Genomic DNA, 21,476 nt, shown 5'->3' with positions numbered 1-21,476 from the left:
CGGAGTAACGTACGTCACCGGAGAGGCCGCTCCCCCCGTGGCGGCCTCTCCCTTACTTTCCCGCCGGCTCCACCGACGCAGTGGCCGGCACGACCGGGTGACGCAGCCCCGGATGGCCGGCCGGCAGCGACCGGCGCACCACCACCCAGCTCACGGCGAGCACCGCCGCCACCAGCGGCCAGGACAACGCGACCCGGGCCACCGTCAGCGCGACCACCTGACCGCCGAGCCACAGCGGCAGGAACACCGCCACCCGCAGCACGTAGGACACCGCCCACACCCAGCTGCCCCGGCCGTACGCCCGCAGCAGCGCCGGATCCCGGCGCCACCGGGTCTTCTGGCCGAGCGCGGCGCCCACCACCACCCCGAGCAGCGGCCAGCGCACCACGATGCTGACCACCCAGGCGAGCGTGCTCGCCGCGTTGGACAGCAACTGGACCAGGAAGAAGTCCTCGGCGCGACCGGTGCGCAACGCGACCAGCGCCGCCACGCAGACGGCCAGCAGCCCGATCAGCACCGAACGCGGCCGGCCGCCCCGGTGCAGCCGCCAGCCGGCCAGCGCCGCGCCGGTGAGCACCGCCGCGCCCACCCCGCCCCACAGCGAGTGCCCGCCGAGCAGCCAGCCGAGCGCGAACGCCACCGGCGGCAGGCTGGCGTCGACCGCGCCCCGGCGACCGCCGAGCAGGTCAGCGAGCGTCTCCGGCCGGTCCGCCGGGGCCGCCGCACGCTCCGGTGTACGCGTCACCGCACCCTCCTCACGTCCGCCACCAACCTAGCCGTCCCCGACCGGCAGGCCACCCGCCGACCGGGGTGCGCCTGCCGCTACGGTGTGCGGGTGCGAGCGACGCCGAGGGGTTGGACCGCGGTCTGGTTGGTCGTCCTGGCGATCGTCCAGGCGGCGGCCTTCATCGCGGTGTGGCGGGTCGCCGTGCACGTCGAGATCGGCCAGTGGGTCGACACCGTCGCCCTGACCGGCAACCGGATCGGGCAGGACCACATCGAGGAGCCGGTGGACCGGATCCTCAACGCCATGTCGGTCGTCTCGCTGCTGGCGGCCACCGCGGTGATCGGCTTCATCGCCCTGATCCGCGGCCGGGTCGCGCTGGCCGTCACGGCGACCCTGCTGATCGCCGGCGCCAACGCCACCACCCAGCTGCTCAAGTACGGCCTGACCCGGCCCGACTTCGGTATCGACCCCGAACGGATCTACGCCGGCAACAGCCTGCCCAGCGGGCACGCCACCGTCGCGGCGTCCGTCGCGGTGGCCCTGGTGCTCGTCCTGCCCCGCACCGTACGGGTCTTCGGCGCGTTCCTCGGCGCCGGCTACGCCGCGATCGCCGGGGTCGCCACCCTCTCCGCCGGCTGGCACCGGCCCAGCGACGCCGTGGCCGCGTTCCTGGTCGTCGGGGTCTGGGCGGCGCTGGCCGGGCTGGTGCTGCTGATCACCCAGCGGGAGCAGGCGCAGGTGGAGTCGGCCGACGCGCACCGCGTCGCCGCGACGGTGCTCGGCGTCGGCGGCGTCCTGGCGGTGGTTGCCTGCGGGTTCGCCCTCGCCTGGCTGGTCGACCTGCGCGGCGACCCGCCCGTGCTGCCCGCCGAGCTGGCCCGCCGGCCGCTGCTCGTCGGCTACGCGGGCAGCGCCGCCGGGATCGTCGGCACGATGGGCGTGGTGATGGCACTGGTGCTCGCCGCCGTGCACCGGCTGGTGCCCCGGGTCAAGGGCTGACGCCTCAACGGGAGTAGGTGCCCACCATCGTGCCGCTCGCGACGTCGCGCTGCACGAGCAGCCGGTGCACCTCGTCGGCCTGCGGCGCCCCGGGCAGCTCCAACGGTCGGTCCAGGGCGTAGAGGCGGAAGAAGTACCGGTGGGGATCGTCGCCCTGCGGCGGGTGCGGGCCGCCCCACCCGGTCGTGCCGAAGCCGTTGGGCCACTCGCGGCCGCCCTGGGGCACGCCCCCCTCCGGCGAGCCGGCGGCGCTCGGCGCGATCCCGGTGACCAGCCAGTGCAGGAACGGCGTCTTCCCCGCGTCCGGGTCCTCGACGAGCAGGACCAGCTCGGCCGCCGACTCCGGCACCTGCGCCCACTCCAGCGGCGGCGACACGTTGCCGCCCTCCTTCGAGAAGCGGCTCGGCAGCATGTCGTGGTCGTTGAACGCGGTGCTGCGCAGCATGATCCCGGCCATCCTGGCGCTCCTCTCGTCGGCCCGCCGCGCGTACCCGCCGGGCGGGCCCCGAAACGGCCGCGCCGGGTGTGAGAGGGTCGGGCGGGCGTACGGGCCGGGGGAGGGGACCGTGGAGGGCGTACGGGCGGCGTTCCGGGACGAGTGCGAGCGCCTCGGCGAGGTGCTGCGCGGCGTCGACGAGGCGGATCTGGACCGCCCGACCGACTGCCGGCCGTGGACCGTACGCGAACTGCTGGCCCACGTACGCACCGGTGCGGGCCGGCTGGTCGACATGCTCGCCGCGCCGGCCCCGGGTGAGGCGCGGGTCGACGCCGCCGCCTACTTCGGCGCCGCCAAGTTCACCCCGCCCGTGGACGCCGCCCGCGTCGACGCCGGCCGGCGGGAGGCCCGGGAACTCGACGGCGCGGCCCTGGTGGCCGACTTCGACCGGGCCTGGCGCGCCGCCCTCGACGCCGTCGACGCCGCACCGCCGGACCGGGTGGTACGCACCCGGCACGGCGACGCTATGGCGCTCGGCGAGTTCCTGCGTACCCGCGTCGTGGAGGTCGGCGTGCACGGCCTGGACCTGGCTGCGGCGCTCGGGCGGCGGCCGTGGCTGACGCCCACCGCGGCGCAGGTCGTCGCCGACCTGCTCACCGGCGGGCGGGCGGTCCCGCCCGGGCTGGGCTGGGACCGGCTCACGCTGATCCGCAAGGCGACCGGCCGGGCCGCCCTCACGGCCCGCGAGCGGGCCGTCGTCGACGCCGCCGGCTTCCGCTGGCTCTCCTTCGGCGGCTGATCCGGGCAGGGCCCCGATCCCGGCCCCGGGTACGCCGCCCCGCCAGGCCCGGACCGGCACGGCCCGGCGCGGGTCAGGCGTCGGCGGCGAGCGGGTCAGGCGCCGGACGCGGGGCGGGCACGTGCGGCACGGCCTTGCGCAGGTGGTCCAGCACGACCGGGTCGATGCGGCCGGGCACCAGGCGCTCCTCCAGGTTCTCCAGGCCCGCCCAGGAGAAGAGCGCCTCCTCCGGGCCCGCCGGATCGACCGGATGCCCGAGCGCGCTCAGCAGCGCGCCGACCTCGGCGGCGACCGCGCCCGTCAGGTCGAGCAGGGTGGCCGGGTCGGGCCGGGTGAACAGCAGGGTGTGCACCGCGAGCAGCCGCCCCAGCTCGGCGACCGGGTCGGGATGGTCGTCGACCCGCAGGTCGACCAGGACGTCGCCGGTGCCGTCGTAGCCGCCGCCGCGCTCGACCACGACCAGCCCGGCGCTCTGCCGGCCGCGCCGGTCGCCGCCGGCCTTGTCCCCGGCGCGCAGCGCGGCCAGCAGCCGGTCGGCGAACGGCAGCGCGGCCCCGCCCAGCCAGGCGTCGCGGACCGCGTCGATGACCTGCGGACCGACCAGGATGTTGCCCTGCGCGGCCCAGCCGTCCCCGGACTGGCCGCCGGCCCAGGGGTGGCAGGCGGGGCCGGTCCAGGTGGCGCCGGTGCCGGTGGCGGCGACCACACCGAGCTGGCGGTGGTCCCGGTCCGGGTCGGCGGCGACCAGCCCGGCCACCACGTCGGCGGCAGCGACGCCGGTGCGCAGCAGCGCCAGCCCCTGCGGCCGGTAGGCGAGGTTGACGTGGGCCTGGGTGGCGAGCGCGCCGACCTCGGCCTCGGCGGCCGGGACCAGCGCGCCGGCGGCCAGGAACCTGCTCGCCACGACGACGCCGTGGCGGCGGCCGTCCGCCGAGCGGGCGACGAGCGAGAAGGTCACGCTCTGGAGCCTAGTTCCAGCGGAACAGCAACCCGGCGACGCCCGCACCGACGACTGCGGTGATCGCCAGGCCCGCCAGGTTCGACGCGTCGACCGAAGCTCCCGCCCAGGCGCTGGAGAGTGCCTCGACGGTGGCGCCGAACGGCAGCCACGAGGCGACCCGGGCCACCGGTTCCGGCAGGGAGGAGGTGCCGCCGAACAACCCGCCGAGGGCCCCGAGGGCGAAGAAGGCGACCAGGCCGATGGCGACCGCCGAGTTCGGGGTGGGCGCCACCGAGGCGACGATCATGCCCAGCCCGTACATCGCGGCCACCGAGAGCCCGGCCACGGCGAGCGCCATGCCGACGTCGGCCGGCGGACGGGCGCCGAAGCCGACGACGGCGACGGCGTACGCCAGCCCGATCCCCACCATCACCTGCACCAGGCTCACCACCATCTGGGCGACGAGCACCATCGCCGGCGACGCCGGGGTGACCGCGAGCCGCCGCAGCAGCCCGCTGCGGCGGTAGTAGGCCAGGAAGCTCGGCATGTTCACGATGCCGATCGTGGCGAGGACGATGGTGAAGACCAGCGGAAGGACGAAGAGGTCCAGCGCGGAGCGCCCGTCGGCGACCTCCTGGTCCCCGGCGGCAGCGGCGTTCATGACCAGGATCAACAGCGGCAGCCCTATCGGTACGACCAGCCCGGCCGTGTCCCGGACGACCATCTTCGCCTCGCACCCGATCAGGGTCAGCCACGAGCCCACCCCGGGCCGCCGTGCGGTCATTTCGCTCATGCGTACTCCTCCGTGACGAGTTCCTTGCCGGTGAGGCGGACGAACGCCTCCTCCAGGTTCGCGACGCCGGCCCGGGCGACCAGCCCGGCCGGTGTGTCCAGGGCGACGATCCGGCCGGCGTCGAGCAGCACGACCCGGTCGCAGAGCCGTTGGACCTCGTCCATCGCGTGGCTGACCAGCAGCACGGTCTCGTCGCGCAGCCCCTCCACACCCGCCCACATGCGTCTGCGGGCGCGGGGATCCAGCCCGGTGGTGAGTTCGTCGAGGATCACCACCCGCGGGCGGCCGACCAGGGCGAGAGCGATGGAGAGGCGCTGCTGCTGGCCGCCGGAGAGCTTCTCGAACCGCGTCCTGGTCTGCCCCCGCAGCTCGACCAGGTCGAGCAGTTCGTCGGCGGGCCGCGGGTCGGGGTAGAAGCTGCGGTAGAGGCCGATCAGCTCACCGACGGTCAGGGCCGCGTGCAGCTCGGCCTTCTGCAACTGCACGCCGAGCAGTTGGCGTACGGCGGGGCGGTCGCGGCGCGGGTCCAGGCCGAGCACCCGGACGCTGCCCCGGTCGGGGACCCGCAGGCCGGCGATCAGCTCGATCATCGTCGTCTTGCCGGCGCCGTTGACGCCCAGGACACCCAGCACCTCACCGGGGGCCACCGTCAGGCTGACGTCGTCGACGGCGACGACGTCGCCGTACCTTTTGTGGAGGTTCTCGACCTCGATGGCGGGTTGCGTCATGCTTCCCATGCTGGTCGGTGCCACCCGTCCGCCGCCCGTGCCGGAGGTCAGCCTCTCCGGCCATGACTTTCGGCACCCGAGGCCCGCCGGCCGCGGCGGCTAGGGTGGCCGCATGCGTCGGCTCGGCCTCGATGAGTGGTCCGGCCTGGTGATGCTCGTCGTGTGCGTGGGCGTCGGGTCGCCGGTGATGCTCGGCCTGGTCGACCCCGACATCCCGGCACCGGTGTGGGTGGGGCTGTTCGTGCTCACCCTGGGCGCGGCGCTCGTCGCCGTGGCCGAGGTGGGCCGTCCGGTCCTGAGGTGGGCGGCCTACGGCACGGCGGTGGTCGCCGGCTGGGGCGTGGTCGCGACGGCCCCCCGCGCCGGCATGCTGCCGATCCTGCTGGTGGTGATCGTCGCGCTCGGGCCGGAAGCCGTCCGGCTGCCGGTCAACCTGGTGGTGGTCGCGCTCAACACGGTCGTGATCGCCCTGACCGTCAGCCGGGTCCACGACGGCCCGGTCGAGCCGCTCGCGTCCGGGGTGTTCTACGGGCTGATCCAGATCGCGACGGCGTTCAGCGTCACGGCGGTCCGACGGGAGCAGCAGCACCGTCGGGAGCTCACCCGGGCGCACGTGGATCTGCGGGCGGCCAGCGTGCTGCTGGCCGGGTCCGCCCGCACGGCGGAACGACTGCGCATCTCGCGCGAGCTGCACGATCTGCTCGGCCACCAGCTCACCGTCCTCACCCTGGAGCTGGAGGCGGCCCGGCACCGGGAGGGCGACCCCGCGCGGGAGCATGTCGAACGGGCCGGCAGGGTGGCCCGGGAGGTGCTCGCCGACGTCCGCGACACCGTCAGCGCGCTGCGCGCCGGGGGCGCCGCCGACCTGGCCGAGGCGCTGCGCGACGTCGGCCGCGACATCCCTGGACTCGCCGTGACGGTCGACGTGGGGGAGGACGTCGAGGCGAACGAGGAACAGGTCGCGGCACTCGTCCGGGCCGTACAGGAGATCACCACCAACACCCTGCGCCACGCCCGTGCGCGCGGGCTGGCGGTCACGGTCGTCCGCCACGGTGACGCGATCCGACTGACCGCCGTCGACGACGGGCAGGGCGCTCGGGACGTGATCCCCGGCAACGGGCTGCGGGGCCTAGCCGAGCGGTTCGCGGCACTGGGCGGGGAGGTCGCGTACGACGGCGGCGCGGGTTTCCGGGTGACCGCCCGGATGCCGGCCCGGTGACCGGCATGGTCCGGCCGGACGCCCCGGGCAGCCGGAACGACCGGAGTGCCGGGGTGACCAGGGTCGTCGTGGTCGACGACCAGACGCTGGTCCGGCAGGGCATCCGCACCCTGCTCGAGATGGCCGGCATCGAGGTGGTCGGCGAGGCGGACGACGGCGAGGCGGCCCTGGACGTCATCGACGCGACCCGCCCCGACGTCGTCCTGCTCGACCTGCGCATGCCGCGTCGGGACGGCATCTGGGTCCTTCGACGGCTACGCGAGCGCGAGGCGGACGTACCGGTGCTGGTGCTCACCACCTTCGACGACGAGGCCCTCGTCCTCGACGCCCTCCGGGCGGGAGCGCGGGGCTACCTGCTCAAGGACGTCACGCTGGAGCAGCTGACCCGGGCGGTCGAGACGCTCGCCGCGGGCGGGACGCTCATCGCGGTGTCGATCACCGATCGGCTCCTGCGCGCCATCCGCTCGGCGCCGTCCCCGGTCGGGGTGAGCGCTCCGCCGTCGCAGGAACTCACCGAGCGGGAGCTGGACGTGCTGCGACTGGTCGCCGAGGGCTACACGAACCGGGAGATCGCCGGCCTGCTCTTCCTCGCCGAGGGGACGGTCAAGAACCACGTGTCGGCGATCCTGCTCAAGCTCGGCGCCCGGGACCGCACCAACGCGGTGCTGCGGGCGCTGCACGAGGGCGTCCTGAGGTAGCGCCGACCGAGTCTCGTCCGTCGTCGCGTCCGGGCCGACGGTCGCCCCACCGCGTTAGTCGGCTGGCTTCGATGGATGTGGGATCCTCAACGGGATCTTGCTCTGCGGCCCGGCGAGCGGGCACCATCGACCGATGACGACGCGATGGGGCATGACCGTGCCGCTGGACGGCATCCCGCTCGCCGAGCACGCCGCGATCTACGCGGCCCTCGACGGGGCCGGCTTCACCGACGTGTGGTCCTCGGAGGTCAACGGGGCCGACGCGTTCACCCCGCTGGCGCTCGCCGCCGCCTGGCAGCCCCGGCTGCGCCTGGGCACCGCGATCACGCCGGTCTTCACCCGGGGTCCGGGTCTGCTGGCGATGAGCGCGGCGGCGCTGGCCGACGCCGCCCCCGGCCGGTTCGCGCTCGGCATCGGCGCGTCCTCGCCGGTCGTGGTCGGCAACTGGAACGCCGTGCCCTTCGACCAGCCGTTCCGGCGCACCCGCGACGTGCTGCGGTTCCTGCGCGCGGCGCTGGCCGGGGAGACCGTGGACGAGAAGTACGACACCTTCGCCGTGCGCCGCTTCACCCTGGACCGCAGGCCCGCCGTGCCGCCGCCGCTGCTGCTCGCCGCGCTGCGCCCCGGCATGCTGCGGCTGGCCGGCGCCGAGGCCGACGGCGTCATCCTCAACTGGCTCGCCGCCACCGACGTGCCCCGGGCGCTCGCCGAGGTGGGCCAGCGGCGCCCCGGCTTCGAGGTGGTCGCGCGGATCTTCGTCTGTCCGACCGAGGACGCCGCGCACGCCCGCGCCCTGGGCCGCCGGCTGATCACCAGCTACCTCACCGTCCCGGCGTACGCCGAGTTCCACCGCTGGCTGGGCCGGGAGGGGGTGCTCGGGCCGATGTGGCAGGCCTGGGCCGCCGGGGACCGGCGCGGCGCGGGTGCGGCGGTGCCCGACGAGGTCGTCGACGCGCTGGTGCTGCACGGCTCGCCGGAGCACTGCCGAGAGCAGGTCCGCCGCTACGCCGACGCCGGCGTGGACGTACCGGTGCTGGCCCTGCTGCCCACCCCCGAGCTCGCCGCCGGTGGCGCGGCGGCGCTGGGGGACCTGATCACGCGCCTGGGTGGGGGTGGGTCGCGGTGAACCTGACCGACCGGGTGGTGGTGATCACCGGCGGGGCCGGGGGGATCGGCTCGGCCCTGGCCCGCCGCTTCGCCGCCGAGGGTGCCGCCGCCGTGGTGGTGGCCGACCTCGACGCCGACGCGGCCCGCGCGGTGGCCGACGGCCTCGGCCCGGTCGCCCACGCCGTCGGGCTGGACGTCACCGACGAGGAGCGGGTCCGCGCGCTGGTCGCCGACACCGAGCAGCGGTACGGGCGCATCGACCTGTTCTGCGCCAACGCGGGCGTCACCTCCGGCGGGGGGATGGAGGTCGACGACGCGGGCTGGGACCGTGCCTGGCGGGTCAACGTGCTCTCCCACGTCTACGCGGCCCGCGCGGTGCTGCCGGCGATGCTCGCCCGGGGCGGCGGCTACCTGCTGCACACCTGCTCGGCGGCGGGCGTGCTGACCTCGGTCGGCGACGCCCCGTACGCGACGACCAAGCACGCCGCCGTGGGCTTCGCCGAATGGCTCTCGGTCACCTACCGCGACCAGGGCGTCCGGATCAGCGCGCTGTGCCCGCAGGGCGTGGACACGCCGATGCTCGCCGACGGGCTGGCCGCCGGTCACCTGGGCGCCCGCGTCGTGGCCGCCTCCGGCGCGGTGCTCACCGGCGACCAGGTCGCCGACGCGGTGGTCGCCGGCCTCGCCGAGGAACGCTTCCTGATCCTTCCGCACCCCGAGGTGGCCGACTACGCCCGCCGCAAGGCCGAGGACCCGGACGGCTGGCAGTCCGGTCTGCGCAAACTCGTCCGCCGCCTGCGTTCCTGAACCCGGCCGCGCGGATCGCCGCCGCACCGCGTGCGGGGCGCTGTCGCGTGGCGCTAGAAGCTGCTGACGAGCTTGACGAACGCGTCGTCGATCTTCGCCGGGTCGCGGGCGTCGAACGCCTTGCCCGCGGACGCCTTGGCGATCCGGTCCAGCGTCCCGAAATCGGACTTCTCATCGAAGGCGATGCAGAAGATCTTGATCGGTCGTTCCGGATCCAACGCGACATCCTCCAGCAGCCGGGCGAGGTTGTTGTCCTTGGTGTACTCGTTCGTGCCGTCGGTCAGCACGACCACCGCGTTGATCCGGGACTGGTCGTAGTGATCGAGCATGTGCCGGTGTGCCGCCCGTACGGTGGCGTACAGCGCGGTGCCGCCCTCGACGTGGAGATTGTCGATCTCTCTGGTGAGTGACTTCTGGTCGAAGGGTGACAGCCGGACCTCCTCGCTGTACGGCGACTTCGGCCGCTGCTGGGTCTCGGACGAGAACGACCAGAGCGCGACCTTGTCCTCGGAGTTCAGGAGGCCGAAGCCCTTGGTGGCGGCCCTGGTCGCCACCTGGAACCTGGTCCGGTCACCGATCTTCGCGTTCATCGACCCGGACGTGTCGACGGCCACGAGGATGTTGGCCTTCTTCCGGAGCGTGCCCCAGCCGGTGAGGATCGCCTTGACCACGGTGGGATCCGGCGGGTCGAAGTAGGTGAGGTTCTCGGCCCCCCGCCCGCCGACGGCGGCGATCAGCGGGCCGGCCGCGTTCCGCTCGTGGTCGCGGAACCCGTGCCGGCTGAAGCTCTGCTGCTGCGGCGGCTCCTGGAGGAACTTCAGGAAGTCGGCGGCGGCGTCGCGTTGCTCCGGGCTGGCCGAGGGAAGCACCACGTACGGGTGGTCGAGGTTGAACGTGCCTTCCTTCGGATAGATCGCGACCAGCGGGACCCTCGGCTTCTCGCCCGGGGTCGGGCTCAGCTTCCCCTCGTTGTACTGGTAGACCAGTTCTTCCTGTGTCACCACGGCGCTCATGTCCGTCGGTGCCGCCGTGTCGGCGCTGGACAGGTCCGCCTCGGCGCGGTCCTTCAACAGGTCCACGATGTCGTCGCTGTAGTGGGACACGTTGGCCTCGATGCGGCGGACGAACTGGGTCACCGCCGGATTCGCGACGTCGCTCTCGGTTAGGTCGCTGGCCCGGTTGATGGCCGCGTAGTAGCTCGCGATCGTGGCCGCCAGTCCGGAGGTGGACAGGTTCGGGTTGACCTTGCCGAAGCTGAACCGTCCCCAGTCGGGGCGACCGAAGGTGGCCCAGCCCGTGCGCCCGGACGAGCCCAGGACCTCACCCCAGCCGAGTGGACCCTGTTGCTGGAGGTGCTTCCCCTTCGGCTGCGGCATCGCGATCACCAGCGGGCTGTTCGCGATCGACGGGTACCGGCCGGGGGTCTGCGCCGGGCGTCCGGCGGCCTCGTCCAGCAACTTCAACTGCCCGGTCCACAGGCTCGACGTCGGCAACCACACCTGCGGCCGTGGCAGGTTGGGCTGCTTGACCGCCCAGTCGCCGGCCAGCGCGTCCGTCGAGGCACCGGAGGCGAGTCCGTGCACGGTCACCATGGCGCACCGGCCGCCGGCTCGCCGATCGCTCTTGTTGTAGCGTTCTGCCAGCTCGCCGAGTAGCACGTCCTTCTCGATCGACGAGCTGACCTCCAGCGGCGTGCACCCGACGTCCGCCGCCGGCCGGGCGATCAGGTAGGCCGCCGCGATGACCGCGGATCCGGCCACGATGGCCGCGGCGTACGGCAGCCACGGCCGGGCAGTCGGTCGACCTGAAACCATCTGGTCCCTCCAGGGGTGCGGTGGTGGCGTCGGCGATGGCCTGCCGGGGCGGCCGCTATCCGGCAGGCGTGTCCGTCCCTGCCCCGGTGGACGACGCCTCGGCCGCCCACGCCCGGCCGCCCGATGGGCTGGCAGGGCCCCGCCGTGCGCGGATCACACGGACCCAGCGGCGTGGTGCCCGGCATCGCTGCCCCTGTCAGCCCAGCCATCGTGACTCCACCGAAGCCTTGACGAGCCGCGCCGAGGCGACGGACGACAGAGGTATGGTGTCACGGCTCGGCGGCACGAAAGCCACTCGCCTTCGGCGTGTCGTGTCGTCTCGCAGTACGACCGGAAGTAACGACGGCGGTGGATTCGTCGCGCAAGAGGGCGTGAGTGGCTCGTCCGCGAGCAGCCGGTCGCGGGGCTGACGCCGCAGCGCCGCTCACAGTCGGACGATCTGACCCACGCGTGCCGGCGTACGGCTGGCGGGAACCTCCAGCCAGGCGCGCTCCAGGGCGTCGGGCCCGGATCCGGTGCGGACGGGCCTGCTACGGCCGTCGGTGGGGGTGCGGTTTTCCGCACCCCGGCGGTTGCGGTCTAACCGCTGAGGCCGGCGGTCGACCTCATGGTCCGGGCCGTAACGAGTTCATAGCGTCATCAGCATGATCCGTTTGTGGCACGTGTCGATGCACGCTGGCCGGTTGGCCGAGGAGTCTGATCCGTCGCAGGGCGGTCTGGTCGGGTTGGTGACCGAGCTGACGGAGCGGCTCGGCGCCCCCGGTGTCGGCCTGGCGGTCGCGTTGGAGAACCTGTTCCCGCCGATCCCGAGCGAGGTGATCCTGCCGTTGGCGGGGTTCACCGCCGCGCAGGGCAGGATGAACCTGTTCGCCGCGATCCTCTGGAGCACGATCGGTTCGGTGGCGGGCGCGGTGGCGCTGTACTACGTCGGCGTGGCGCTCGGGCGGGACCGGGTCCACGCCATCGCGGCACGGCTGCCGTTGGTCAAGGTCAGCGACATCGACCGGACGGAGACGTGGTTCGCCCGGCACGGGGTGAAGACCGTCTTCCTCGGGCGCATGATCCCGATCTTCCGCAGCCTCATCTCCATCCCGGCCGGTGTGGAGCGGATGCCGCTCGCCACGTTCCTGCTCTACACCACGTTGGGCAGTCTGATCTGGAACACCCTGTTCGTGATGGCCGGCTACCTGCTCGGGGAGAACTGGCACGCCGTCGAGCCGTACGTCGGGACGTTCCAGAACGTCGTCATCGTGGCCTGCGCGCTCGCCGTCGGGTACTTCGTCGTCTCCCGGCTGGTCAGGACGCGCCGTCCGCGACCGGCGGCGGGGAACGAGGTGGAGGCGGACAGGTGCGGACCGTACGGGCCGGTCGCACCTGTGGAGCCGTACGGTCACTCCGGCGTCCCGGCGCGAACCGTACGCGGCACGGTGTACGGAACCCCGCGCCGGTCGGAGGACGGCCGATGACGGGCGTGGGCAACCCCGCACCGGCGGGTCGCCGCCGACGGCATGCCGTCCGCGTGCCGTTCACCACGCGGGTCGGTCGGTGGAGCGCCAACCATCCCTGGCTCGCGATCACGGCCTGGCTGTGTTTCGTGGTGGCCAGCGTGGTCGGTGGCAGCCTGGTCGGCACGGTGAAGGCCACCACGCAGGACAGCCTGCACGGGGAACTGGCCCGCGCGGACCGCATCGAACAGGCCGGCGCGTTCCCCGCCGCCCCGGCAGTGGAGAGTGTCCTGATCACGGCGCGGACCGGCGAGCTCGATCTCGAAGGTGCCCGGGCGGTGGCGGCCGGCCTGTCGACGCAGCTGCGCACGATGCCCGAGGTGGCGAGGGTCGCTGACCCGGTCACCTCCCCCAACCGCGACGCGGTGCTGGTCGAGGTCGAGATGACCGGTGTGGCGAAGGACGCCGACGCGCGGGTCGGACCGCTGCTGGAGGCCATCGGGCGGGCGCAGCAGCGGCATCCCGACCTGTGGGTGGAACAGGTGGGGTCGGCGTCGCTGTCGAAGGCGCTGACCGAGACGCTGGCGGCGGACTTCGTCAAGGCGGAGCTGATCAGCGTGCCGGTGGCGCTGGTGATCCTGCTGTTCAGCTTCGGCGCGTTGATCGCCGCCGGAGTGCCCGTCGTGCTGGCGTTGTCGGCCGTGGCCGGCGCCATGGGACTCGCGCAGTTCGCCTCGCACATCTTCCCGGCCGGGGAACTGGTCAGCAGCATCATCCTGCTGATCGGCCTGGCGGTCGGCGTCGACTACTCCCTGTTCTACCTGCGCCGCGAGCGGGAGGAACGAGCACGTGGGCGTGACCATCGCAGCGCGGTCGAGATCGCAGCCGCCACCTCGGGGCACGCGGTCCTCGTCTCCGGCGTCGCCGTCATGGTCGCCATGGCCAGCCTGTTCCTGGTCGGCGACAACGCGTTCAGCTCGATGGCGACCGGCTCGATCCTGGTCGTCGGGGTGGCGGTGATCGGATCCCTCACCGTCCTACCGGCCATCCTCGTCATCCTCGGGCGATGGGTGGACCGGCCACGGGTGCCCTTCCTGGGGCGGCGGATCCAGAGGGCGGAACGCAGCCGCTTCTGGGCGGTGGTCCTGCGTCCGGCGCTGCGCGCGCCGCTGCCGACGTTCGTAACCTCCGTCGGCGTGCTGGTCGTCGTCGCCATCCCCGCACTGGAGATGAACCTCAAGCGGCCGACCTCCACCGACCTGCCCCGCTCGATCCCGATCCTGCGCACCTACGACCGCCTGGCGCAGGCGTTCCCGGGCAACGACCTGGGCACCAGCCACGTCGTCGCGATCCGTACCGACGCCGCGGGCGGGCCGGCTGTCGAGCGGGAGATCGCCGAGCTCGCCGCGCGGATCGAGGGGGACAGCCGGTTCGCCCAGGACCGCCCCCCGACGGTGCGCAGGTCCGCCGACGGCAGGGTCTTCCTGGCCACCGTGCGCGTTGCGGGCGCCAGCGACAGCAGCGACGCGACGCTGTCGCTGCGACGGCTGCGCGACGAACTGGTGCCGCAGACGGTCGGCACCGTCGCGGGCACGGAGTGGGCGGTGGCCGGGCGTACGGCGAGCGATGCCGACTTCCGCGACCGCATGGCGGCGGCGCTGCCGCCGGTCGTCGCGTTCGTGTTCGGCATGGCGTTCCTGGTCATGCTCGTCACGTTCCGGTCGGTGGTGGTGGCGTTGACCTCGATCCTGCTCAACACGATCTCGGTGGCCGCCTCGTACGGGCTGCTGGTGCTGGTCTTCCAGCACACCTGGGCGGAGGACCTGCTCGGGTTCACCTCCAACGGCGCGGTCGTGTCCTGGCTGCCGCTGATGCTGTTCGTGATCCTCTTCGGGCTCTCGATGGACTACCACGTGTTCGTGGTGAGCCGCATCCGCGAGGCGGTCCAGCGCGGCGTACCGACCCGGCAGGCGATCGAGCAGGGCATCGTCTCGTCGGCGTCCACGGTCAGCAGTGCCGCGATCATCATGGTCGCCGTCTTCTGCATCTTCGCGACCCTGTCGATCGTCGAGTTCAAGCAACTCGGCGTGGGGCTCGCCGCCGCGATCCTGATCGACGCCACCATCATCCGCGCGGTCGTCCTGCCGTCACTCATGCGACTGCTCGGCGAGGCGAACTGGTGGGCCCCGCGATTCCTCACCCGCCGCCGCAGGAGCGATGTCACATCGCGCGACAGCGACGCCGACACGCAGGTCATCATGGTCGCCGGTGACCGGTAGCCAGGGTGGGCGGGCGGACCCGCGGGTGCACGCGACCGCCCGCCACCGAACGGGACGACACGAGCTACGGAGGGAGGCAACGTGCCAGAGCGCGAGGCGTACGGTCGGTGGTCGTGGATCGAGGCCGTGGCCCGCAGGGGCCGGCCGGTGGCGGGCGTGGCGGTCGGTGTCCTGACCGCCGGGGCCGAGTTGCTGTTCCTGCTCCTCGCCGGGCTCGCCATGGTCGCGGTCTCGCCGGCGTCGGCGGCGCGCCACCGCGTCGGCGCCACCACCCTCCGGTACGCCCGAGGCTTCGCCGGGTGGGAGCGGCGCCGCCTGGCCGCCATCGCCCTGGAACCAACCCCGCCACCGGTCCGGGCGAGCGGACCGCGGGTTCTCGGCTATCTCGCCGCCCGGCTCCTGCCGGCGGCGCTCGGCGCGCTCACCGTCGGCCTGCTCGTGGTCGGTGCCGTGCTCGCCGCCATCGTGGTGCGGTCCTTCGTGGCGGGCACCATGACCCTGGCCGGTTTCCTGTCGCAGGGGCTCATCGGGGCAGCCCTGCTGGTCGTGAACCTCCAGGCGATGGCCAGCGTGGCCACACTGGACCGGTGGCTGGCCCGCAGCCTGCTCGAATCCCACACGCGCCAGGCGTTGCAGCGGCGGATCAGCGAACTGGCGGTCAGCCGGGCCGGCGTCATCGCCGCGGTCGACGCCGAGCGCCAGCGCATCGAACGCGACCTGCACGACGGGCTGCAACAACGCCTCGTCGCCCTCGGCATGCTGCTCGGGCGGGCACGCCGCAGCCGCGACCCCGACAAGGCGCGCGCACTTCTCGCCCAGGCGCACGAGGACGCCCAACGCGCCATCGACGAGCTGCGGGACGTGGCCTGGCGCGTCTACCCCGCCGCACTCGACCACACCACCCTGGACGAGGTGCTGAGCATGGTGGCGCAACGATCGGCGACCCCCGTCAAGATCAGCTATGACGTGCCCGTCCGGCCCGCCCGACCGATCGAGACCGTGCTGTACTTCGTCGCCTGCGAAGCGATCACCAACGCCACCAAACACGCCCGGGCTACCCTGATCGCCATCGACATCGAGGCGCGGGAGACGACGATCGAGATGCGCCTACACGATGACGGCATCGGCGGCGCCGACCCGCACGGCAGCGGCCTGCAGGGCCTCGCCCGCCGGGTCACCGCGCTCGACGGCCGGTTCGACCTGCACAGCCCACCCGGTGGCCCCACGACGATCCGAGCGGAACTGCCGTGCGCATAGTCCTCGCCGAAGACTCCACCCTGCTGCGCGAAGGGCTGGTCCGCCTCCTCGCCGACGAGGGACACCAGGTGCTGGCCGCCGCCGCGGACGCCGACCAGCTCGTCACCGCCGTCGAACAGCACCGTCCCGACGTCGTCGTCACCGACGTCCGCATGCCGCCCACCAACACCGACGACGGACTGCGGGCCGCGTTGGAGATCCGCCGCCGCTGGCCTGACATCGCCGTGCTCGTCCTGTCCCAGTACGTCGAGAAGCGCTACGCCGCGAAGCTCCTCGCCGACCGGTCCGAAGGCGTCGGCTACGTCCTGAAGGACCGTGTCGCCCAGGTCGAGGACTTCCTCGACGCACTCGACCGCGTCGCCGCCGGTGCCACGGCGCTCGACCCCGAGGTCGTCCGGCAGCTCATGTCCGCCACGAGCCACAGCGACCCGCTCAACCGCCTCACCCCGCGGGAGCGCGACGTGCTGCACCACATGGCTCAGGGGCACACCAACGCCGCCATCGCCGAACGCCTGCACGTGTCGCAGAGCGCGGTCGAGAAGCACATCAACACCATCTTCGACAAGCTCGACCTCTCCCACGTGACCGGCTACAGCCGCCGGGTTCTCGCGATCCTGCACTACCTCGGCAGCTAGTCGTGCAGGTTCGCCGGCCCGTAGCGCGACGGCTGCGTGCGGGCTCGCGCCGCGGCGTCGTTCACAGTCGGACGATCTGACCCACGCGCGGTGGCGTCCGGCCGGCGAGGACCTCCAGCCAGGCGCGCTCCAGGGCGTCGGGCCCGGATCCGGTGCGGACGTCGAGCCACCCGCTCACGACTCCCGTGAACCGTTGCCAGGCGTCGGTGAACCGCTGGTCGAGCCCGTCGCGACCCCAGTCCTGGCGGCGCTTGCGCATCTGCACCGGGGCGAAGAACACCTCCTCGGCGGCGTCGGCGTTCGGGGTCTGGGTGGTGAGCCCGACCGCGATGTCGCGGACGAGCCGGTCGCCGAGGCGCCGCCGCAGGGCCGCGCGGGTGGCGGGCGCCCCCGACAGGTCGAGGTAGACGGTCGGTACGGCGTCGAGGGCGTCGATGTCGTCGTAGGAGACGACGTCGTCGTAGCAGCCGAGGGACCGCGTGAACGCCAGGTTGCCGGGGGAGGTGAGCCCGACCAGGCGCGGGCCGCGACCGTGCAGCTCGAACGCGGCGGCGTACGCGGTCTTGCTGGACGCCGACGACAGCACCAGCGACTGCGCCCCGTAGAAGTCGTTGTCGACGACCTGGTCGGCCAGCATGAAGGAGGTGAAGAACAGCGGCCGGAACAGGACCAGCAGGTCCTCCTGGCCTTCCCGGTATGCCGGGTCGCCGGTGGTCGCCCGGTACGCGTTGTACGGCGAGGGCAGGTCGGCCCGGTGCCCGCTCGCGTCGCGGAACCCGGAGGCGTCCACCCGGTCCGGCCGGACCACCAGGTGGCCCGCCGGCGGGAGGTAGCCGTAGACGCGCTGCCCGGCCGTGACCCCGTCGACCGTCGACTCGACCACCTCGGCGAAGCCCCACAGTGGCGGCAGTCCCCACTGCGGTCCGAGTCCACGGGGGCCGGGCGGGAAGAACTGCCAGTACCGCATCGAGTCGCCGAGCACCGCGTAGGTGACGTTGTTGGCGGTGAGGCCGACGCGGTCGACCCGCAGCAGTGCCTCGCCGTCGGTGAGGGCGGGCGTCGCGCCCTCGACGAGGGTGGTCCGGCTGAGGTCGTCACGAGCGACGGCGAAGGTCCAGGAAGCAGGCATGGGCCGACGCTAAGCAGACCGCAGCGCCGAGACAAGTGCACTGTGAGTGCAAAATCCCACTCGCCGGCCGGGTTGACGGAGCACCGGTTCAGCGGGACCAGCGCAGGGGACCGGGGCGCACCGACCAGAGGAGCCGGCGCCACCAGGGCCGGGCGGCGCGCAGCGCGGCGACGTAGTCGCCGGCCGTCGTGGCGGCCCGCGCGGCCTGCTCCGCCGTGGCGGTGCCCGGGGCGAACGCCGTCCGGTTGAGCAGCCCCGCCAGCTCCTCGACGTCCGCCCCGACGGGGAGCACGGCGCGGGCGCGGGCGGCGACCTCGGAGGCGGAGAGGTCCCCGCCGACCGGGTGACCGGCCAGGCGCAGCGCGTCGGTGACCTCCCGCCAGGCGCCGGCGATTCGCTGGCCGGGGTCGCCCCGCTCCAGCCGCCCCCGGGTCAGCGACCGGCGCATCAGCAGCAGCGCGAGCAGCGCGGCCACGACCAGCAGCAGCATGCCGCCCGTACCGCCGCCGACCAGCAGCGCCGTCGACGGCCCGGCGTCGGCCGGCCCGCCCGGCGCGGCCACCGGCTCGGGCGACGCCGTCGGCTCGACCGTCGGCTCCGGCACCTCCGACGGGGGCGGGTCCTCCGGCGCGGGGCGGAAGTCCTCCTCCACCGGGCGCGGCTCCTCGTCGGGCCGGGGCAGCGGGTCGAACGGCACCCAGCCGAGCCCCTCGAAGAGCACCTCCGGCCACGCGTACGCGTCGCCGGCCCGGACGGGACCGTCGCCGGCGGCGCGGAAGCCCACCACCACCCGGGTCGGCAGCCCGGTCAGGCGGCCCAGTACGGCGAACGCCGCCGCGAACTGCTCGGAGGTGCCCCGTTGCCCGCCGGCGTTGCGGGGTCCGAAGAGGAAGAAGGTCAGGTTCGGGTACGCGTGCCCGCTGGGCGCGTCGGCGACGAGGCGGTAGTGCTCGGCGAGGAACTGCTCCACGGCGGCGGCCCGCGCGTACGGGGCGCCGTTGGACTCGGCGAGCTGGGCGGCGAGGCGGCGCAGCGGATCGGGCGCCCCGTCGGCGACCCGCAGCACCCGGGCCACCTCCTCGCCGGCCGGTACGTCCGCCGTGGCGAGCAGGTTGGCGTCCGGCGTCTCCAGCGCCGACGTCACGCTGTAGCGCAGCCCGGGGGTCAGGCCCTCCGGGCGGATCAGCGTCCCGGTCGTGGGGTCGTACGCGACCCGTGCGCCGGTGACCTGGCGTGGGGTGGCGACGGCGGGCAGCAGCCGGCCGCTGAGCCCGGCGACGGTGATCTCCTGCCGTACCGTCTCCACGGTGCTGTCGGGCGCCGGCGCCGTCACGGGCAGGATCCGCCCCGCGTTGCGGTACGTCGCGCCGACGCGCCAGGTCACCCCGTCGTAGTCGCTGAGCACCGCCAGCCGGATCGGCACCGGGCGTCCGGCGGCGCCCGGCCCGCCGTCCGGGGCGGGCGCGGAACCCGGCGGGCCCGGGCGCTGCGTGCGTACGTCGAGCAGCTGCTGCCCGGGGTTCAGCGCCCAGCCGGAGATGCGGATGAGCGGGTTCTCGTCGAGGGTCTCCACCTGCGGCGGCTCGACGTAGCGCCGGGGATCCACCGGCCGGCCGTCGACCTGGCCGGCGACCAGCGGAGCGAGCAGCGCGACCAGCCCGAGCACCACCGCGAGGCCGGCGGCGGAGGCGGCGGCGAGCCGGGCGCGGACGGCCGCGCGGACCGCCGGGGCCAGCCCGGCGGCCGTGTCGGCACCGGCCGCGCCGCGCGCCGGCACCGCCAGCCCGAGCACCGCCACGGCCACGAGGGCCAGCGTCGGCCCGATCGCCGGATCGGCGTTCGGGCCGACGACGTAGAGCGCGGCGGCGTAGAGCAGCACCGGCGGCAGGTAGCCGAGCAGCACCCGGCCCGCCCGCATCGCCACCTCCGCTCCGGCGAGGCCGGCCAGCCACGCGGCGACCAGCGGCACCAGCACCGTGTCGGGGGTCGGCTCCACCGGGATCATCGCCGTCAGCAGCCGGGGGATGCCGTTCGCGGCGGCGTCCGCGGTCACCTCGGCCAGGCCCCCGGGCAGCTCGGCCCGGGTCGCGGTGAGCCGCAGCGACCAGGCCGTCCAGCCCACCATCGCGAGCACCGAGACGGGCGCGACCAGCCACGAGGGCAGCCGGCGGGCCGCCACGCTGACGAGCACCGAGCCGACCGCCGCGCCGAGCACCAGCCAGGTCAGCAGCGGCCCGGCGTACACCCGGCCGAGCACCGCGCCGGCCAGGCCGATCATCGCGACCAGCGCCAGCGGCACCGGGACCGCCCGCAGCGCCCTCCCCACCGCCCGCGCCGCCCCGGCGGCCCCACCGCCACCTGCCGCCCCGGCGGCCCCACCGCCACCTGCCGGCCCGGCGGCCCCACCGCCACCGCCACCTGCCGGCCCGGCGGTGTCCGTCGCGACGCCGCCGGTGCTCCGCCCTGCCGGACCGTCGGGAACGCCCCCGGCCACCGTCACCACCTGCGCACCCCGTCCCACTCGGCGGCGAACGCCGCCCCGTCGGCGGCGTCGATCACCACCAGGCCGGCCGCGCCCGACGGTGCCGGCTCCGTCGCCCCGAAGACCCCCACGACCACCGACGGGTACGCGGCCCGCAGCGCCCCCACCGCGCCCAGGTCGTCGCGGCCGCCCGGCCCGGTGAGGAAGACCAGCGTGTCGCCGAGCCGCTCCCGGCGCAGCCGGGCGGTGGTGGGTTGAAGGTCGCCCGCGTCGGCGAGTTCCGCCGCCGCGAGCCGGTCCAGCGGCCCCTGCGCCGCCGCGTCGCCACCCGCCGACGTGTCGTCCGACTCCCGGGCGACCAGCAGCAGCACCACCGGCAGGGCCTCGCGGTACGCGGCGACCAGCACCGACGCGGCGGCCTCGCACGCCGACTCGAACGACTCGGCGACCCCGTCGACGCGCTGCGGGTGGGCCGCCGCCCGGTTGTCCAGCAGCACCACGATCCGGGGCAGGCTGGTGTCCACGTTCTCCCGCACCATCAGCTCGCCCACCCGGGCGCTGGTCCGCCAGTGCACCCGGCGCAGCTCGTCGCCGACCACGTACTCACGCAGCGAGTCGAAGGTGATCGACCCGTGCGGCACCTTGTCCACCCGGCCGTCCAGGCTGCGCCCCGCGCCCGTGGGCACCGCGTTCAGCGGGTGCACGCGCGGGTGCACCCAGACCGGCACCGTGCCGCCGTACGGGCGGGACAGCGCCACCAGGCCCAGCGGGTCGCGCCGGGTCACCCGCAGCGGCCCCACCGGCACCACGCCACGTCGGGAGGTCGGCACCTCGTAGCGGACGGTGCTGTCGCGGCCCGGCCGCAGCCGCAGCAGCGGCACCGGAACCGACCGGCCCCCGCAGCGGTCCTCGGCCACCAGGCTCGCCGCCCGCAGCCGCCCCGCGTTGCGCACCGTCAGGGTCATCATCGCCGGTTCGCCGCGCGCCACCCGGTCCGGATCCGCGCTGCGGGTCACCTCCAGGCGGGGTCGCCAGGCCGCGGTCAGCGCGGCGTAGCCGACGGCGATGCCGGCCGCCGCACCGAGCAGCGTCAGCTCCGGGTACGCGAAGCGGAAGCCGACGCCGAGCAGTACGACGGCGGCGACGAGCAGCCCGAAGCATCGGGCGGTGAGCGCGGACACC

The 21,476-nt window shown here is 74.3% G+C and carries 19 protein-coding genes; 10 read left to right on the top strand and 9 right to left on the bottom strand.

The features are described 5' to 3' along the window. Nucleotides 1-52: 52 nt before the first annotated feature. Nucleotides 53-745: a DUF3159 domain-containing protein gene (locus ACTMS2_RS15480; RefSeq protein ID WP_441175985.1), complete on the bottom strand. Its 693-nt coding sequence runs from the start codon at nt 743-745 to the stop codon at nt 53-55. An 84-nt stretch (nt 746-829) separates the two neighbouring features. Here ACTMS2_RS15480 and ACTMS2_RS15475 point away from each other — a divergent pair, with 84 nt between their 5' ends. Beyond that, entirely contained in the window at nt 830-1,726 is an 897-nt protein-coding gene (locus ACTMS2_RS15475; RefSeq protein WP_441175984.1) for a phosphatase PAP2 family protein, read from the top strand. Nucleotides 1,727-1,730: 4 nt separating this feature from the next. Here the strand turns inward: ACTMS2_RS15475 and ACTMS2_RS15470 are convergent, their stop codons facing one another. Next, nucleotides 1,731-2,183, bottom strand: a complete 453-nt coding sequence (locus tag ACTMS2_RS15470) for a YbhB/YbcL family Raf kinase inhibitor-like protein (protein WP_441175983.1) — start codon at nt 2,181-2,183, stop codon at nt 1,731-1,733. A gap of 109 nt (nt 2,184-2,292) precedes the next feature. On the opposite strand from ACTMS2_RS15470, the gene ACTMS2_RS15465 reads away from it, so the two are divergent. After that, entirely contained in the window at nt 2,293-2,961 is a 669-nt protein-coding gene (locus ACTMS2_RS15465) for a maleylpyruvate isomerase N-terminal domain-containing protein (protein WP_441175982.1), read from the top strand. Between the two features lie 73 nt (nt 2,962-3,034). On the opposite strand, the gene ACTMS2_RS15460 is transcribed toward ACTMS2_RS15465, so the two are convergent. The 3 genes from ACTMS2_RS15460 to ACTMS2_RS15450 are packed head-to-tail and all read right to left on the bottom strand — an operon-like array spanning nt 3,035 to nt 5,422. Next, complete coding sequence (locus ACTMS2_RS15460; RefSeq protein ID WP_441175981.1) at nt 3,035-3,919, bottom strand: DUF1028 domain-containing protein; 885 nt, start codon at nt 3,917-3,919, stop codon at nt 3,035-3,037. Nucleotides 3,920-3,929: 10 nt separating this feature from the next. Beyond that, nucleotides 3,930-4,694 (bottom strand): ABC transporter permease, encoded by a 765-nt coding sequence (locus ACTMS2_RS15455; RefSeq protein WP_441175980.1) that lies wholly within the window; start codon nt 4,692-4,694, stop codon nt 3,930-3,932. Further along, a complete protein-coding gene (locus ACTMS2_RS15450) occupies nt 4,691-5,422 on the bottom strand; it encodes an ABC transporter ATP-binding protein (RefSeq protein WP_441175979.1) in 732 nt (243 codons plus the stop codon). Before ACTMS2_RS15450 ends, ACTMS2_RS15455 begins: the two co-directional genes overlap by 4 nt. Before the next feature lie 112 nt (nt 5,423-5,534). Between ACTMS2_RS15450 and ACTMS2_RS15445 the strand changes: the two genes are divergently transcribed. From ACTMS2_RS15445 to ACTMS2_RS15430, 4 genes are all read left to right on the top strand, one after another. Further along, entirely contained in the window at nt 5,535-6,641 is a 1,107-nt protein-coding gene (locus tag ACTMS2_RS15445; RefSeq protein ID WP_441175978.1) for a sensor histidine kinase, read from the top strand. Nucleotides 6,642-6,694: 53 nt separating this feature from the next. Continuing rightward, a complete protein-coding gene (locus ACTMS2_RS15440; RefSeq protein ID WP_441175977.1) occupies nt 6,695-7,339 on the top strand; it encodes a response regulator in 645 nt (214 codons plus the stop codon). Between the two features lie 151 nt (nt 7,340-7,490). Further along, a complete protein-coding gene (locus ACTMS2_RS15435) occupies nt 7,491-8,465 on the top strand; it encodes an LLM class F420-dependent oxidoreductase (protein WP_441176022.1) in 975 nt (324 codons plus the stop codon). After that, nucleotides 8,462-9,253, top strand: coding sequence for an SDR family oxidoreductase (locus tag ACTMS2_RS15430; protein WP_441175976.1), 792 nt, complete (start codon nt 8,462-8,464; stop codon nt 9,251-9,253). The genes ACTMS2_RS15435 and ACTMS2_RS15430 overlap by 4 nt, the downstream gene beginning before the upstream one ends. 53 nt (nt 9,254-9,306) lie before the next feature. On the opposite strand, the gene ACTMS2_RS15425 is transcribed toward ACTMS2_RS15430, so the two are convergent. Then, on the bottom strand, nt 9,307-11,067 hold the full coding sequence (locus ACTMS2_RS15425; RefSeq protein ID WP_441175975.1) for a substrate-binding and vWA domain-containing protein: 1,761 nt from the start codon (nt 11,065-11,067) through the stop codon (nt 9,307-9,309). 644 nt (nt 11,068-11,711) lie between these two features. On the opposite strand from ACTMS2_RS15425, the gene ACTMS2_RS15420 reads away from it, so the two are divergent. From ACTMS2_RS15420 to ACTMS2_RS15405, 4 genes are all read left to right on the top strand, one after another. Continuing rightward, complete coding sequence (locus tag ACTMS2_RS15420; RefSeq protein WP_441175974.1) at nt 11,712-12,533, top strand: DedA family protein; 822 nt, start codon at nt 11,712-11,714, stop codon at nt 12,531-12,533. 53 nt (nt 12,534-12,586) lie between these two features. Next, nucleotides 12,587-14,791 (top strand): MMPL family transporter, encoded by a 2,205-nt coding sequence (locus tag ACTMS2_RS15415; RefSeq protein WP_441175973.1) that lies wholly within the window; start codon nt 12,587-12,589, stop codon nt 14,789-14,791. Between the two features lie 81 nt (nt 14,792-14,872). Continuing rightward, on the top strand, nt 14,873-16,048 hold the full coding sequence (locus tag ACTMS2_RS15410) for a sensor histidine kinase (protein WP_441175972.1): 1,176 nt from the start codon (nt 14,873-14,875) through the stop codon (nt 16,046-16,048). After that, nucleotides 16,039-16,683, top strand: a complete 645-nt coding sequence (locus ACTMS2_RS15405) for a response regulator (protein WP_441175971.1) — start codon at nt 16,039-16,041, stop codon at nt 16,681-16,683. The genes ACTMS2_RS15410 and ACTMS2_RS15405 overlap by 10 nt, the downstream gene beginning before the upstream one ends. A gap of 61 nt (nt 16,684-16,744) precedes the next feature. Here ACTMS2_RS15405 and ACTMS2_RS15400 read toward each other — a convergent pair whose 3' ends face one another. The 3 genes from ACTMS2_RS15400 to ACTMS2_RS15390 all read right to left on the bottom strand — a co-directional run bounded on the left by ACTMS2_RS15400 (nt 16,745) and on the right by ACTMS2_RS15390 (nt 21,475). Beyond that, nucleotides 16,745-17,812: a DUF2855 family protein gene (locus ACTMS2_RS15400; RefSeq protein ID WP_441175970.1), complete on the bottom strand. Its 1,068-nt coding sequence runs from the start codon at nt 17,810-17,812 to the stop codon at nt 16,745-16,747. Between the two features lie 88 nt (nt 17,813-17,900). Then, nucleotides 17,901-20,138 carry a transglutaminaseTgpA domain-containing protein gene (locus tag ACTMS2_RS15395; protein ID WP_441175969.1) on the bottom strand — a complete coding sequence of 746 codons (2,238 nt, stop codon included), beginning with the start codon at nt 20,136-20,138 and terminating at the stop codon, nt 17,901-17,903. Nucleotides 20,139-20,308: 170 nt separating this feature from the next. After that, nucleotides 20,309-21,475 carry a DUF58 domain-containing protein gene (locus ACTMS2_RS15390; protein WP_441175968.1) on the bottom strand — a complete coding sequence of 389 codons (1,167 nt, stop codon included), beginning with the start codon at nt 21,473-21,475 and terminating at the stop codon, nt 20,309-20,311. Nucleotide 21,476 lies beyond the last annotated feature (1 nt).

It is taken from the genome of Micromonospora sp. SD12 (assembly GCF_052068495.1).
GTDB classification, from domain to species: domain Bacteria; phylum Actinomycetota; class Actinomycetes; order Mycobacteriales; family Micromonosporaceae; genus Micromonospora; species Micromonospora echinofusca.
This window is presented reverse-complemented; position numbering and strand designations above follow the sequence as displayed.

What these genes read in the sequence shown, in the direction of transcription:
- ACTMS2_RS15450 (WP_441175979.1), bottom strand. Translation starts at nt 5,422, where the DNA reads ATGACGCAACCCGCCATCGAGGTCGAGAACCTCCACAAAAGGTACGGC.
- ACTMS2_RS15435 (WP_441176022.1), top strand. Translation starts at nt 7,491, where the DNA reads ATGACCGTGCCGCTGGACGGCATCCCGCTCGCCGAGCACGCCGCGATC.
- ACTMS2_RS15420 (WP_441175974.1), top strand. Translation starts at nt 11,712, where the DNA reads ATGATCCGTTTGTGGCACGTGTCGATGCACGCTGGCCGGTTGGCCGAG.
- ACTMS2_RS15425 (WP_441175975.1), bottom strand. Translation starts at nt 11,067, where the DNA reads ATGGTTTCAGGTCGACCGACTGCCCGGCCGTGGCTGCCGTACGCCGCG.
- ACTMS2_RS15445 (WP_441175978.1), top strand. Translation starts at nt 5,535, where the DNA reads ATGCGTCGGCTCGGCCTCGATGAGTGGTCCGGCCTGGTGATGCTCGTC.
- ACTMS2_RS15455 (WP_441175980.1), bottom strand. Translation starts at nt 4,694, where the DNA reads ATGAGCGAAATGACCGCACGGCGGCCCGGGGTGGGCTCGTGGCTGACC.
- ACTMS2_RS15470 (WP_441175983.1), bottom strand. Translation starts at nt 2,183, where the DNA reads ATGGCCGGGATCATGCTGCGCAGCACCGCGTTCAACGACCACGACATG.
- ACTMS2_RS15400 (WP_441175970.1), bottom strand. Translation starts at nt 17,812, where the DNA reads ATGCCTGCTTCCTGGACCTTCGCCGTCGCTCGTGACGACCTCAGCCGG.